General features: G+C 43.5%; 13 protein-coding genes. 7 read left to right on the forward strand and 6 right to left on the reverse strand.

Going from position 1 to position 14,143, the window contains the following annotated elements; translation table 11 throughout:
* Positions 1–12: 12 nt before the first annotated feature.
* From prmA to HGD77_RS06740, 4 genes are all read right to left on the reverse strand, one after another.
* Complete coding sequence (gene prmA / locus HGD77_RS06725) at positions 13–918, reverse strand: 50S ribosomal protein L11 methyltransferase (protein ID WP_004279896.1); 906 nt, start codon at positions 916–918, stop codon at positions 13–15.
* 131 nt (positions 919–1,049) lie between these two features.
* Complete coding sequence (locus HGD77_RS06730; RefSeq protein WP_004646703.1) at positions 1,050–1,937, reverse strand: bile acid:sodium symporter family protein; 888 nt, start codon at positions 1,935–1,937, stop codon at positions 1,050–1,052.
* 87 nt (positions 1,938–2,024) lie between these two features.
* A complete protein-coding gene (locus HGD77_RS06735) occupies positions 2,025–2,912 on the reverse strand; it encodes a bile acid:sodium symporter family protein (protein ID WP_005263073.1) in 888 nt (295 codons plus the stop codon).
* Between the two features lie 144 nt (positions 2,913–3,056).
* Positions 3,057–3,551 (reverse strand): hypothetical protein, encoded by a 495-nt coding sequence (locus HGD77_RS06740; RefSeq protein ID WP_005263072.1) that lies wholly within the window; start codon positions 3,549–3,551, stop codon positions 3,057–3,059.
* Positions 3,552–3,805: 254 nt separating this feature from the next.
* Here HGD77_RS06740 and mnmG point away from each other — a divergent pair, with 254 nt between their 5' ends.
* The 3 genes from mnmG (at position 3,806) to HGD77_RS06755 (ending at position 7,666) form a co-directional block, all read left to right on the forward strand.
* Positions 3,806–5,686: a tRNA uridine-5-carboxymethylaminomethyl(34) synthesis enzyme MnmG gene (gene mnmG, locus HGD77_RS06745; protein WP_004279892.1), complete on the forward strand. Its 1,881-nt coding sequence runs from the start codon at positions 3,806–3,808 to the stop codon at positions 5,684–5,686.
* Positions 5,687–6,000: 314 nt separating this feature from the next.
* Positions 6,001–7,206, forward strand: coding sequence for a 3-(3-hydroxy-phenyl)propionate transporter MhpT (gene mhpT, locus HGD77_RS06750; RefSeq protein WP_005263070.1), 1,206 nt, complete (start codon positions 6,001–6,003; stop codon positions 7,204–7,206).
* A 133-nt stretch (positions 7,207–7,339) separates the two neighbouring features.
* Positions 7,340–7,666 carry a hypothetical protein gene (locus HGD77_RS06755; protein ID WP_005246639.1) on the forward strand — a complete coding sequence of 109 codons (327 nt, stop codon included), beginning with the start codon at positions 7,340–7,342 and terminating at the stop codon, positions 7,664–7,666.
* Between the two features lie 49 nt (positions 7,667–7,715).
* Here the strand turns inward: HGD77_RS06755 and glnG are convergent, their stop codons facing one another.
* Together glnG and glnL are read right to left on the reverse strand one after the other, a co-directional pair.
* Complete coding sequence (glnG, locus tag HGD77_RS06760) at positions 7,716–9,191, reverse strand: nitrogen regulation protein NR(I) (RefSeq protein ID WP_004279889.1); 1,476 nt, start codon at positions 9,189–9,191, stop codon at positions 7,716–7,718.
* On the reverse strand, positions 9,178–10,287 hold the full coding sequence (gene glnL / locus HGD77_RS06765; RefSeq protein WP_005107202.1) for a nitrogen regulation protein NR(II): 1,110 nt from the start codon (positions 10,285–10,287) through the stop codon (positions 9,178–9,180). The genes glnG and glnL overlap by 14 nt, the downstream gene beginning before the upstream one ends.
* Before the next feature lie 341 nt (positions 10,288–10,628).
* Here glnL and rimO point away from each other — a divergent pair, with 341 nt between their 5' ends.
* The 4 genes from rimO to uppS all read left to right on the forward strand — a co-directional run bounded on the left by rimO (position 10,629) and on the right by uppS (position 14,142).
* Entirely contained in the window at positions 10,629–11,972 is a 1,344-nt protein-coding gene (rimO, locus tag HGD77_RS06770; protein WP_005263068.1) for a 30S ribosomal protein S12 methylthiotransferase RimO, read from the forward strand.
* A gap of 46 nt (positions 11,973–12,018) precedes the next feature.
* Positions 12,019–12,747, forward strand: a complete 729-nt coding sequence (gene pyrH, locus HGD77_RS06775) for a UMP kinase (RefSeq protein WP_004279886.1) — start codon at positions 12,019–12,021, stop codon at positions 12,745–12,747.
* Between the two features lie 80 nt (positions 12,748–12,827).
* On the forward strand, positions 12,828–13,382 hold the full coding sequence (frr, locus tag HGD77_RS06780; protein WP_004279885.1) for a ribosome recycling factor: 555 nt from the start codon (positions 12,828–12,830) through the stop codon (positions 13,380–13,382).
* Positions 13,383–13,389: 7 nt separating this feature from the next.
* Positions 13,390–14,142, forward strand: coding sequence for a polyprenyl diphosphate synthase (uppS, locus tag HGD77_RS06785; protein ID WP_005263065.1), 753 nt, complete (start codon positions 13,390–13,392; stop codon positions 14,140–14,142).
* The last annotated feature ends 1 nt before the right edge of the window (position 14,143 follow it).

Genomic DNA, 14,143 nt, shown 5'->3' on the forward strand with positions numbered 1-14,143 from the left:
TTATTTATAGGCTCATTCGTTCTTATGGCGTTTACCCGAGATACGGCACCAGTGCTCATCTCGTTTTTCTACCTCTAATATATCAAAATAATTTGAGTAAATGCTAGTAACATCAGCAACTTGCTCTTCAATAACACCCGCAAGTGCGAACTGTCCCTCAGATTTAATTAAAGTTGCGAACTCAGGAGCCAGCATCATTAGTGGTGCTGCCAGAATATTGGCAACAAATACGTCAGCTTTGGTATTGCCGAGTTCATCTCTAAATTCTTCTGGCAGTCCGACATAAAGCTTGTCCAGTACGCCATTCAGTTCAGCGTTTTGCTGAGTCGCCAGTACAGCTTGTGGATCGATATCCGTGGCATATGCTTTTTTCGCACCTAATAAGAGTGCAGCTACCGCGAGAATGCCTGAGCCACAGCCATAATCGATGACAATTTTATCTTTCACATTAATTTTGCCGAGCCATTGTAAGCACAGGAAAGTTGAAGCGTGGTTGCCTGTTCCGAAAGCCAGCCCTGGATCAAGCTTGATGTTTACCGCATCGGCATCAGGTGCTTCCATCCATTCGGGTACGATCCAGTATTTATCAGCAATCTGAATTGGCTCATAGGCATCCATCCAGGTGCGTTCCCAAGCCTGATCTTCAATCAGTTCATGACGGATCGGAGCATCTGGCATTTGTGCACGAATAAAGGTTTCTAGTGCGGTAACATCAATTTCTTCGCCTTCTTCCTGCGCATAAATACCGGTCACAATCACTTTATTCCAGAGTGGTGTTTCACCTGGAAGTGGTTCCAGCAAATCCTGGTTTTCAGCATCATCCAAAGTCACACTCACTGCGCCTAGCGAGCTGAGTAATGTCTCAGTAAAATCAACCTGAGCCTGTTCAACCGTAATATGAATTTGTAACCACTTCACAGAAATAACCTTTATACATTTTTCAAAAAGCTATTGTAACGGAAGTTCAGACTCAACGCTGCTATCTTCTTGATCCATTCCCAAAATAAAAAGGATGCCTGAGGCATCCTTTGAACAGTTCCAGAGCTTATCTAGTCCAGATTCGTTAAAGGTGTTTGCGCCGGGAGTGGTGCAAGCCGGTTCAACAGACTGCCAAAAATTGCAGCAAAGATATACATAAAGATAGAATAAACCGCGGCTGGCATCGCCACAGCAGCACTGCCAATCACGGTCAGGGCAATGGTCATGGCGAGGGTGCTGTTATGAATGCCAATTTCAAATGCACTGGCACGGGCTTGAGCGCTATTAATATTCAGTAGTCGCGGAATCAGATAACCAATACTCAGGCTCAGGATGCAGAACAAGGCAGTCGCCAGACCCACCTGGGTCAAGTATTCACCGATATTGCTGCGCTCTTTGATGAGTGTGGCAATAATAATCAGCACCAAAAAGCCAATCGAAAAAATCCGCAGCGGCCGATTCAGTTTTGCTGTCACGCCTGGTGCATAGCGCCGAATCAACATGCCAATTCCCACCGGAATCAGGATGATCGCAAAGACTTGCAGAATCTTGCCGAATTGCAGGCCAACTTGCTGGCTATCCTGCATAAAATGCATGATCGAAAAATTAATAATTAAAGGTAAGGTAATCGCTGCGATGACTGAGTTGATAGCAGTCAAAGTGATATTGAGGGCTAAGTCACCTTTAAACAGATAGCTAAACAGGTTGGCTGTTGCACCCCCGGGCGAAGCCGCCAAGAGCATCAACCCGACTGAGAGTAATGGGGTTAAAGCGAATAGCTTGCAGAGTAAAAAGGCAATGCCAACCAGAATAACCAGTTGGCAGAACAATGCTATAAATACGGCTTTGGGGTGACGAGTGACACGGCTAAAGTCCCGAGGCGTCAGTTCAAGGCCCAGTCCCATCATGATGATTGCAAGTGCCAGCGGCAGTAATATCGTTATAAGGCCAGAATCCATCTGTATGCTCCTTGTCGAAAATTGTTTTAATACTTCTGATTTTCTTTAGAAAAGCATACAGCCTTATAGCAGAATCAGCCAAATAAATTACAAATCTGATAAACGACTTTTATTGCTATACACCACTTGCTGGCGACTAATCAGCACACCGAAAATAGTGGCGAAACTGTACATGAAAATTGTATAAATGCCTGCAGGAATAGCCATCGTGACATTATTTAAGACCGATATCGCAATGGTTAGGGCAATGGCTGTGTTATGAATGCCGATTTCAAAGGTACAAGCACGTGCCATTTTCTCTGGAATGCCCATGAGTAGAGGGATGCAATAGCCAATAAACAGGCTGGAAAAACATAAAATCGCAGTTGCTGTACCAATATTGGCAAAGTATTCGACCAAATTCGAACGTTCTCTGAAAATGGCGAATATGAATAGGATGGTTAGAAAACCGATAGAGAGTAAGCGCATGGGCCTGCTGACTGTAATCGACAGGTTTGGAAATTTGGCTCGAAGCAGCATACCCATGATCACGGGAATCAAGGTAATTAAAAAGACCTGCACAATCTTTTCAACTGGAAAAGTCACGTTTGAGTCATGACTCATAAAGTAGTGTAAGGACAGATTGATAATAAAGGGCAGAGTAAAAATAGAGATGATGGTATTAATGGCGGTTAGAGTAATATTCAGTGCTACATCACCTTTATATATGTAGCTAAACAGGTTTGCGGTTGGGCCACCAGGTGAGGCGGCTAGCAACATCAGACCTACAGCAAGCAAAGCGGGCAAGTCCAAAATCAGACAAATAAAAAAAGCAATACTGGGTAACAGCACTAACTGCGCAAATAAAGTAATAAAAATGACTTTAGGATAGCGACTTAAGCGCAGGAAATCTTTGATGGTGAGTTCTAGCCCCAGCCCCATCATCATGATTGCCAATGTAATTGGCAAAAAAACGCTAAAAAACCCCGAATCCATGAATTTGCCTTTTTATTATACATTTATAGATATATTTCGAGTTTAGCCTAGATGAATAAATAAGCAATAAAAAACGGGCAAAATGCAGTCACTTTGCCCGTCAAAGCTTTTACTTGAAATCTAAACTATTTAGATATATATCGGCTACATACCTGGCTGGCCTTGCATTGGTGAGTCAGGCTGTGCTGGCTGGTTCATCTGATGCTGCATTGGTTGATTTTGCATCGGTGGCTGCATAGGCTGACTTTGCATTTGCGGCTGCATTGGTTGGCTTTGCATCTGAGATTGTCCCTGAGGGCGTGGTGGCATAAAGCCTAATGCGCATTTACCTTTGACTTCGGTACCATTAATGGTGGCAGTGGTTGCACCACTGTTGCCGCTACAAGTACTCATGAGTTCGGCTTCATCGCCTTTGATTGAAGCGTTTTTGGATGAAGCGAAAAACTGCTGTTCACAGGTACCATTCCAGATAATGCCGCGATGGGCAAAACTGACTTGTGCACCTTGGGATTTGCCTTTACAAACCTGTTGGTACTTTTGTGCATTATAAATGGTTTCGACCTTATCATTCGCTGATGCAGCAAACGGCGCAAAACATAAACCACATAGAACGGTTGAGAGGAAAATATTCTTATTCATCTTTTATACCTTTGTTTGTAATGTAACCAACATATAGATTAAAAAATGCGCGAGATTAAACAATGCAAATCGAGTAAATTTCTCAGCTTATATGTTTAATTTATATAGTCCCTCTGCAAAGTTAAATTACAGTGCTTTAATGTTGTGCGAGTTAAGTGCGATTTATCTGAGGATAAATTCTACTGAATTTGTCTACTTTAGAGTGAAATTTGCTATAATGCTCAGCTATCCTTTTTTATCTCTCAATTACCACTATGCATTATCCTAAAGTATACGATGTTATTGTTATCGGTGGCGGTCACGCCGGTACGGAAGCGGCTCTGGCTGCAGCGCGTATGGGTCGACAGACTTTACTCTTAACTCATAACATTGAGACTTTAGGGCAGATGAGCTGTAACCCGGCCATCGGTGGTATTGGTAAATCGCATTTGGTGCGTGAAATTGATGCTTTGGGCGGTGCGATGGCACTGGCTGCCGATAAAGGCGGTATTCAATTCCGTATTTTGAACTCGCGTAAAGGTGCTGCAGTACGTGCAACACGTGCGCAGGCGGACCGTGTACGTTATAAAGCGGCTATTCGCGAAACATTAGAAAACCAAGCAAACCTTGATATTTTTCAGCAAGCCGCAGATGACCTGATTGTTGAAGGCGATACCGTTAAAGGTGTGGTTACCCAAATGGGTATCCGTTTTGATGCGAAAACTGTGGTGCTGACAGCAGGTACATTCTTAGGTGGTGTCATCCACGTTGGTCTGGAGAAATCTAGCGGTGGTCGTGCTGGTGATCCGCCATCTATTTCACTTGCACATCGTTTGCGTGAATTAAACTTGCCAGTAGGTCGTTTAAAAACAGGTACACCACCACGTATTGACGCGCGTTCAGTGGATTTCTCTGTGATGACACCACAGCCGGGTGATTTCCCATCTCCGACCATGTCATTCATGGGGGATGTGTCTATGCATCCTGAGCAGGTAAATTGCTATATCACGCATACCAATGAACGCACGCATGAAATCATTCGTGGCGGTTTAGACCGTTCACCGATGTACACGGGTGTGATCGAAGGTGTTGGACCACGTTATTGCCCATCGATTGAAGATAAGATTCACCGTTTTGCCGATAAAGATTCTCACCAAGTCTTCTTGGAGCCCGAAGGCTTGGATACACATGAGCTTTATCCAAATGGTATTTCGACTTCTTTACCGTTCGACGTTCAGTTTGAACTGGTTCGCTCGATCCGTGGTATGGAAAATGCGCACATTCTTCGTCCGGGCTATGCCATTGAATACGATTATTTCAACCCACAAGCGTTGAAATTTACCCTTGAAACCAAAGCAATTAATAACTTGTATTTCGCCGGTCAAATCAACGGCACAACCGGTTATGAAGAAGCGGGTGCGCAAGGTTTGCTTGCAGGCTTGAACGCTGCACGCCGTGCTTGGGATCAGGAGCAATGGACGCCAAAACGTGATGAAGCATACATGGGTGTTCTGGTTGATGACCTGATCACATTAGGTACCAAAGAACCATACCGTATGTTCACCTCACGTGCCGAATACCGTTTGATGCTGCGTGAAGATAACGCAGATCAGCGTTTAACAGCCATTGGTCGTGAAATGGGTCTGGTGGATGACGCGCGTTGGGCAGTGTACTGTGAGAAAATGGAAGCAGTGGAAAAAGAAACAGGCCGTTTGCAACACTTGTGGGCCGCACCAAATAACCCAATGGGTAAGAAATTCGTTGAGATGACCGGTGCAGACCTGTCTAAAGAATGTTCGGCGATTGATTTGTTGAAACGTCCAAACATTTCATTTGCTCAAATTGCAGAGTTAACCAATTCTGAAGTATCACCATTTGTCGGTGAGCAAATTGAAATTGCAGTGAAATATGCGGGTTATATTAATCGTCAGCATGAAGACGTCGCACAAATGAAACGTCTTGAAGAAACCCGTATTCCTGCGGATTTCGATTATGACATCGTGTCAGGTCTGTCCCGTGAAATTACCCTGAAACTGAAAGATGTTCGTCCTGAAACATTGGCGCAAGCCAGTCGTATTCCAGGTGTAACCCCTGCAGCAGTTCAACTGGTGATGATTACAATTCGTAAGAATGCACAAGCAAAGAAATCTGCTTAAGATTTTGCGCTAAAAAAGCCCGCATTAAGCGGGCTTTTTATCGGCTTGTAGTTTTGTATAAGTTTTGACTATCGTTGAATTAAAAATAACTACAATTAAATTAAGTATTTGATAAATATATATAATAAATATTATTAAGATGTGTTAAGTCTATAAATACAATCTTTTAGGTCTAATTTGGAGGGTATTTACACATGTTGATGTGCTTAAACCCGACTATTGTCGTGCTATTTCTCTATCAAGATTAGGTTAAGAATAATGCAACGGATCGTCACACTATCAAACGGTTTGTGAATTATTGATGGAGATCAGTCATGGCGCAGCCATATAGCGGAAAAGCCCAAAAAATATTAACCATATTCTTATGTTTTTGGGTCGCATTTTTTGAAGGTTTTGACTTTCAAGCTCCCGGGATTGCAGCGAAAGGAATTGCGGCAAGCTTTAGTTTAGATCAAATCCAAATGGGCTATGTATTTAGTCTGGGTGTCTTTGGAATGCTGTTTGGTGCATTCTTTGGCGGACGTATTGCAGATTATCTAGGACAAAAGAAAGTCCTGATGCTTTCTGTGACTATTTTTGGTCTGTTCATGTCGCTGACTGCAATTGCGCCCAGCATCGAAGTTTTATATGCAGCGCGTTTCTTTACTGGTCTGGGTTTAGGTGCGGCAATGCCAACCATGATTTCAGTCGTCGGTGATGAAGCAACCGAAGCCAACCGTGGCAAGCTAAATAGTCTGATGTATTGTGGTTTACCGGTAGGGGCGATCTTTGTTGCCGGTCTGGCCATGCTGCTTCCAGAGATTCAATGGCAAACCTTATTCCTGATTGGGGGATTAACACCTTTAGCACTGATTCCATTAATGGCGTTTATTCTTAAAGATAAGCCTAAAGTGAATGCGGAAGTACCGGTTTCTGGCGAAGCTGTGCCGGGAATGGCTGAGGTGTTGTTCAAGCAGCGACAGTATAAAAATACAGTGCCTCTTTGGGTTGGCTTCTTTTTTACCTTGATGATCAATTATATTTTGATTAGCTGGTTGCCAAATTTACTTATGGAACAAGGTTTGCAGAAACAGCAGGCATTTTTGGTGATGTTGGTGTTCCAGGTGGGCGCTGTCATTGGAACCCTGAGCCTAGGTTATTTACTGGATCGTTTAAAGCTTTGGCAAATGGCGACCATCATTTATAGTGGCTTGTTTGTTGCCTTGGTATTGTTATTCACCACAACTTCTATTCCGTTATTAATTTTGGCGGGAGTCATGGGTGGCATTTTCTCTACGGGTGGTCAATTTATTCTATATGGGATCTCACCGATTTTTTACTCAGGCGCAGGCAAAGTGACAGGCGTGGGCAGTGCGATCTCTTTAGGGCGTTTAGGGGCGATGACTGGACCATTATTAACTGGAAAAATTCTGGCATTAGGTTTGGGCACCACAGGTATTCTTGTGGCAAGTTTACCAGCAGTGGTCGTATCGGCAGTAGCCGTCACCGCACTATCACGTTATAAGGCTGCTCATAAGTAATTAATCATTGAGATCTATCAATACAAAAAGGGAATCTGAAGATTCCTTTTTTTATCGTCGAGACTTTTAATTGAATAAAGTCAGTCCATAAAATTTGCTAAAATATACGGATAGTAAACAGATTGATTTTTATATGGCTTATCAACTTATTCAACTCTCGATTCAGGCCACCGATAATATTGCCTGTCCGCATTGTCAGCACAACGTGATTGATTGGGCAGAAGAGCAATATGTGCAACCTTGTGAACATACCCTGTTTATTGCCATGGATATAGGCTTTGAATATATGACCGATGAATTCGAGCACAGCATGCCGCGTTCTGTAGATGATTTGCATGCCAATGATGATCAGGTGAATATGCTGGATGAAATCACCCAAGCGACTTATTCAAATTATCTGATCTATAAGTCTGATCTGGGCATAGATGGGTATTTCCGCTATGTGGGTTTTACTGCATAGATCATCATCAATAAAAAAGCGCCAATCGGCGCTTTTTTATATGGAAAGATTAACTTTCTATTTCTTCTTCGATTTCATCATCCGTAGTATCCATGCCCAATTCTTTAAGCTTGCGCGTTAAAGTATTGCGACCCCAACCTAGAAGCTCTGCGGCATGACGTTTACGGCCACGGGTTTGTTGCAAGGCTGCATTGATCAAGGTGCGTTCAAACATTGGCGTCGCAACATCCAGAAGTTTCATTTCACCATTTTTGAGTTTCTGCATCGCCCATTGACCCAGCAATTCATCCCAGTGATGCGGTGCGATCTGGTTTAGCGTTGGAATTGGCGCACCCGGATCCTGCTGATGAATTGGAATCTGTTTCAGCTCAGGTGGCAAGTCTTCAGGATAGACTTCACGACCTGTGATCATGACAGTCAGCCAGCGACAGGTATTTTCAAGTTGACGCACATTACCTTGCCATGGCAATTTCTGCATATATTCTTGGGTTTCAGGACGTAATATCTTTGGGTTGACCCCAAGTTCTTTACCGGCACGTGCCAGAAAATGCTGCGCCAGCATCGGAATATCTTCACTGCGATGTGCCAGTTTTGGAATATGAATACGAATTACATTCAGGCGGTGATATAAGTCTTCACGGAAACGACCATCATGGACCAGTTTTTCCAAATCCTGATGTGTTGCAGCCACGATACGCACATCGACCTTAACCGGAATATGACCGCCAACTCGGTAGAACTCTCCATCGGCTAGGACACGCAATAAACGGGTCTGGGTCTCAAATGGCATATCGCCAATTTCATCTAAAAACAGCGTACCGCCATTTGCCTGTTCAAAACGACCTTGGCGCTGGGTATTAGCACCGGTAAATGCACCTTTCTCATGGCCGAAAAGTTCAGTTTCGATCAGGTCTTTTGGAATCGCCGCCATATTGAGGGCAATAAAAGGTTTTGAGCTGCGTGGTGAATGACGATGCAGGGCATGCGCTACCAGTTCTTTACCTGTACCAGACTCACCATTAATCAACACGGTAATATGCGATTGTGATAAACGGCCAATGGCACGAAACACTTCCTGCATGGCAGGCGATTCACCAATAATTTCGGTAGATTGAATTGGTGGAGCCGCTTTTGCTGATTCTTGTTGCTGTAGCTTGGTGATATGTAAAATTGCACGATTTACCAGCGCCAGTGCTTCATCAATATCAAAAGGCTTAGGCAGATATTCAAAAGCACCAGTTTGATAGCTAGAAACAGCCGATTCTAAGTCTGAATGCGCCGTCATAATAATGACAGGTAGGTCAGGATAACTGTGTTTAACCTTGCCCAGGAAGGTAAGTCCATCAATACCCGGCATGCGGATATCGGTCAAAATCACATCGGGTGCTTCCAGACTCAGTTGGTCTAGTGCAGATTGTGCTTCTTCAAAACTGGTCACATCCAGACCTTCCTCTTTAAAGGTCTTTTCCAGTACCCAGCGCATGGCGCGATCGTCATCAATCACCCATATTTTATTTCGCGACATGATTCGACTCCCAAGGTAAATATAAGCTAAAGACGGTTTTTCCAGCCACGGACTGACACTCGATCATGCCGTTGTGCTGATGAATAATATTTTGAGCAATACTGAGGCCCAGTCCGGTACCTTTTGCGCGACTGGTGACCAGCGGATAAAACACCGATTCGATAATCTCTTCCGGCACACCTGGACCGTTGTCTTCAATATCAATCCTTACTACAGAGCGGTGAATCACCCCGTTAATGGTAAAGAGACGCTGAATCCGGGTTCTTAAAATCAGTTCCGGTTGATGTTCGACAAAGAACTCCTTGTTCTCGGTCATGGCCTGTACGGCATTGGCGCAAATATTCAAAATGACCTGAATCAATTGGTCGCGGTCTGCCAGAACTTCCGGTAAGGACAGGTCGTAATCCCGGGTAATCTTGATTTTCTTTTTGGTCTGATTGGCAATCAGTGAACGCACCCGTTCCAGAGGTTCATGCACATTGACCAGTTCATAGCTCGGAAGCTGGCGTGAACCGAGCATGGTATCGGCCAGATTTCTGAGTCGATCCACTTCGCTAATAATAATGTCGGTAAATTCTTTGTATTGTGGATCATTCAAACTGCGTGCCAGGAGTTGAGTCGCCCCGCGAATGCCACCCAAGGGATTCTTGATTTCATGCGCAACACCGCGAATCAGCTGACGCGCTACCTGATGCTGTTGCAGCAGATTTTCTTCACGAGAGATTTTTAACATGCGATCGCGAGGATTGAGTTCGATGAGCAGTAGCGGATGATAAGGTTTGCCCAGATTTAGCTGAGAAACAGTGTAGTCAACATGAATGTCTTTAAAGTTGACCAGAATAGTGGCTTCGCGGCGTGTATAAGGCTGTCCCGTAGTTAAAGTATTATTCAGGGCTTCTTCGGTATTAAACTCATCTGTCGGGTTTTGCAAAATATTGAGCACGGATGTGCCGCTCGCGCGGAATAAGCTCACATCAAATAAGGCTTCACAGGCAGAATTCAGATAATAAATATTAAGATCGCGGTCTATCAATAAGATACACGTGGTCATATTGTCCACTAAAGCACGATAGTCGATCGGAATAATTTGATCCATTCGCGGGTTTGTTCCTGTATTAAAATGGCGCAATGGCATCTTCATAAAGCAATTTAATCAATTTTAAGTTCTGATTTGATGCAAGATGCACGCCAACTTTTATGACGAGAGATTATTTATTGCGATGAAATGCAGAAATGTGACAGAGCAACACAATTCATCTTAGATATAGCGGATTAAATTGAGGCTGTAAATCTAAAATGATTCATTTTGGTGCATGAGTGGGTATGTTGAATATTTTATGGCAATATTTTAGTGCATGATGCAAAGAGTCAGGTTTTCAACTATTTTTATGATGCGAAAAGACATACAATACGCGCATTCTAGTAGAGCGAAAATTCATGAAGTCCCCCAAAGTCGGTTTTGTATCTTTAGGTTGTCCTAAGGCATTGGTAGATTCTGAACGTATTTTAACCCAGTTAAAGACTGAAGGTTATGACGTCGCTTCGGATTATGACGGTGCTGATTTAGTTGTAGTAAATACCTGTGGTTTCATTGAATCCGCAGTGCAAGAATCGCTCGATGCGATTGGTGAGGCGATGAGCGCGAATGGTCGCGTGATCGTAACAGGTTGTCTAGGTAAAGACGAAGACAAGATTCGCCAAATGCATCCCAATGTCCTGAAAGTGACAGGTGCAGCGGCATATAAAGAAGTTATGGATGCGGTTCATCAATACGTACCTGAGCCGCCAAAACACAATCCATTTATTGATCTGGTTCCAGAGCAAGGCATCCGCCTGACGCCAAAACACTATGCTTATCTGAAAATATCTGAAGGCTGCAACCATCGTTGTACCTTCTGTATTATTCCAAGCATGCGTGGCGATCTGGTTTCACGTCCAGTTGGTTCTGTGCTTGAAGAAGCTGCAGCGCTGAAACGTGCCGGTGTAAAAGAAGTACTCGTGATCTCCCAGGATACTTCTGCTTATGGCCTGGACACGAAATACAAGCTGGATTTCTGGAATGGTCAGCCGGTTAAAACCAAATTCTATGACATGTGTGAAGCATTGGGTCAGTTGGGAATCTGGGTACGTTTGCACTATGTTTACCCATATCCGCATGTAGATGCAGTAATTGACCTGATGGCACAAGGCAAAATCCTGCCTTATCTGGATATTCCATTCCAGCACGCGAGTCCAAAAATTCTCAAACTGATGAAACGACCTGCGCACAGTGAAAATACACTGGAGCGTTTGAAAATCTGGCGCGAGAAATGTCCTGATCTGGTGTTGCGTTCAACATTTGTGGTGGGCTTCCCGGGTGAAACTGAAGAAGACTTCCAGATGTTACTGGACTGGCTGAAAGAAGCCCAGCTGGATCGTGTGGGATGTTTTACCTATTCGCCAGTTGAAGGTGCGACAGCAAATGATTTGCCAGATCACGTTCCTGAAGAAATTAAACAAGAGCGTTATGAGCGTTTCATGCAGGTTCAGCAAGAAATCTCGGCAGCCAAACTCCAAAAACGTATCGGTCAGACCATGACTGTGCTGGTAGATGACCTGGAAGATGAATTCCCGGTAGCGGTTGCGCGTTCTTATGCAGATGCACCTGAAATTGATGGTAATGTTTTTGTTGAAGATATCGATAAAAGCGTCATCAAGGCGGGGGATTTACTTGAAGTCGAAATTACTGATGCAGATGAATACGATCTGTATGCAAAACTCATTTCAATCAAGTCTGCTTAAGATTTTGAATTAAAAAAATTTAAATTGAATACTTTGGAGTTTGATGATGTTGGATTCTAAAAAGCCACGCTTTGGTCGCATCCTGTTAAAGCTTTCTGGTGAAGCGCTGGCAGGCAATAAAGACATGGGGATCGATGCACAAGTGCTCGATCAGATGTCACTTTCTATTGCGCACCTCGTGGGTTTAGGCGTACAAGTAGGTATTGTTGTGGGTGGTGGTAACCTGTATCGCGGTAGCCAGCTACAAAAAGATGGTCTAGTTGGTCGTGTAACTGGCGACCAGATGGGTATGCTGGCAACAGTCATGAACGGTTTGGCACTTCGCGACGCTTTGGTGCGCCGTAATATTAAAACCCGTTTAATGTCTGCATTGCCAATTGGTGCCGTGGTTGAGTCTTACTCAAGCCGTGATGCAATCCGTCACCTGACTCAGGGTGAAGTGTGTGTATTCGTGGCAGGTACAGGTAATCCGTTCTTTACGACAGATACAGCTGCCTGTTTACGTGGTATTGAAATCGAATCAGACTTGATCTTGAAAGCGACCAAAGTTGATGGCGTATATAATAAAGATCCAAGCAAATATGATGATGCGGTTAAATATGACACATTGACTTTTGACCAAGTTCTGGACGAAAAGCTGGGTGTGATGGACTTAACTGCAATCTGTTTATGTCGTGATCACAATGTGCCGCTACAAGTATTCGATATGAATAAATCTGGCGCATTGCTTTCCGTTGTGATGGGTGAAAAAGAAGGGACTCACGTTACCAATTAATGACGTGAGCACCAAAGCACTTTATACTACACGCTAATTTAGTAATAACCTCTTTTCAAGAATTAAGTAAGGAAGATCATATGATTAACGATCTTAAAAAAGACAGCGAAGACCGTATGAACAAAACTCTAGAATCTCTAGAGCATGGTTTTGCAAAAGTTCGTACCGGTCGTGCGCATCCATCAATTTTAAATAACGTGATGGTTTCTTACTATGGTTCAGACGTTCCATTGAACCAGGTGGCAAACGTAGGTGTTGAAGATTCACGTACTTTGTTAATCCAGCCTTTCGAACGTTCAATGGTTTCTGCAATTGATAAAGCGATTCGTGAATCTGATTTGGGTCTGAACCCAATTACAGCAGATGCGATTCGTGTACCAATGGCTGCGTTGACTGAAGAAACGCGTCGTGACATGCAGAAAGTTGCGCGTAATGAAGCAGAAAATGCCAAAGTGGCGATCCGTAACATTCGCCGTGATGTATTGGGCGATATCAAGGCTTTGTTGAAAGAAAAAGAAATTTCTGAAGATGAAGAGCGTCGTGCTGCTGACGAAATCCAGAAAATTACCGACAAATTTGTTGCTGAAGTTGACAAGCGCTTGGCTGCGAAAGAAGCTGAATTGATGAAGGTCTAATTCATCGATGACCGTTGCTGAAGAAAATCCCCGTCTTCCGAAACATGTTGCCATCATCATGGATGGCAACAATCGTTTTGCCAAAAAAAATCAGATGCAAAAAGGTGATGGACACCGTGAAGGAAAAACGGTTCTGGATCCGATTGTTGAACACTGTAAAAAAAGAAATATCCAGGCTTTAACTGTATTTGCCTTTTCAAGTGAAAACTGGAATCGTCCACAGTTTGAAGTTGAATTGCTCATGAAATTGCTGGTTGATACCATTCATGAACAATTGCCCCGCATGGAAAAATTCAATATTGCCTTACGCTTTATCGGTGATCGCAGCCGTTTGTCCCCAGAATTACAGGGACTTATGTTGCATGCCGAACAAAGGACTGCTAATTTCAATAGTATGACACTCACTATTGCAATCAGTTATGGTGGTATGTGGGATATGGCACAAGCTGCACAGCGAATTGCTAGCGATGTTTTAACAAATAAATTAGATCTTGATGCAATTAATACTGATGTATTTGGTCAATATGTCAGCCTCGGTGATTTACCTGCAGTTGATCTGCTGATTCGTACGGGTGGAGATTTCCGTCTTTCGAATTTCCTGTTATGGCAGGCAGCCTATGCAGAGCTTTATTTCACTGAGACGCTATGGCCAGAATTTACCGTTGAAGAACTTGATGATGCACTTGCCGTATTTGGTGGGCGTGAACGTCGTTTTGGTAAAACATCAGAACAGATTCATCAGGAAAAACTTGAGAATTAAT

Source organism: Acinetobacter sp. NEB149 (assembly GCF_012516415.1).
In the GTDB taxonomy this organism is placed as follows: domain Bacteria; phylum Pseudomonadota; class Gammaproteobacteria; order Pseudomonadales; family Moraxellaceae; genus Acinetobacter; species Acinetobacter lwoffii_V.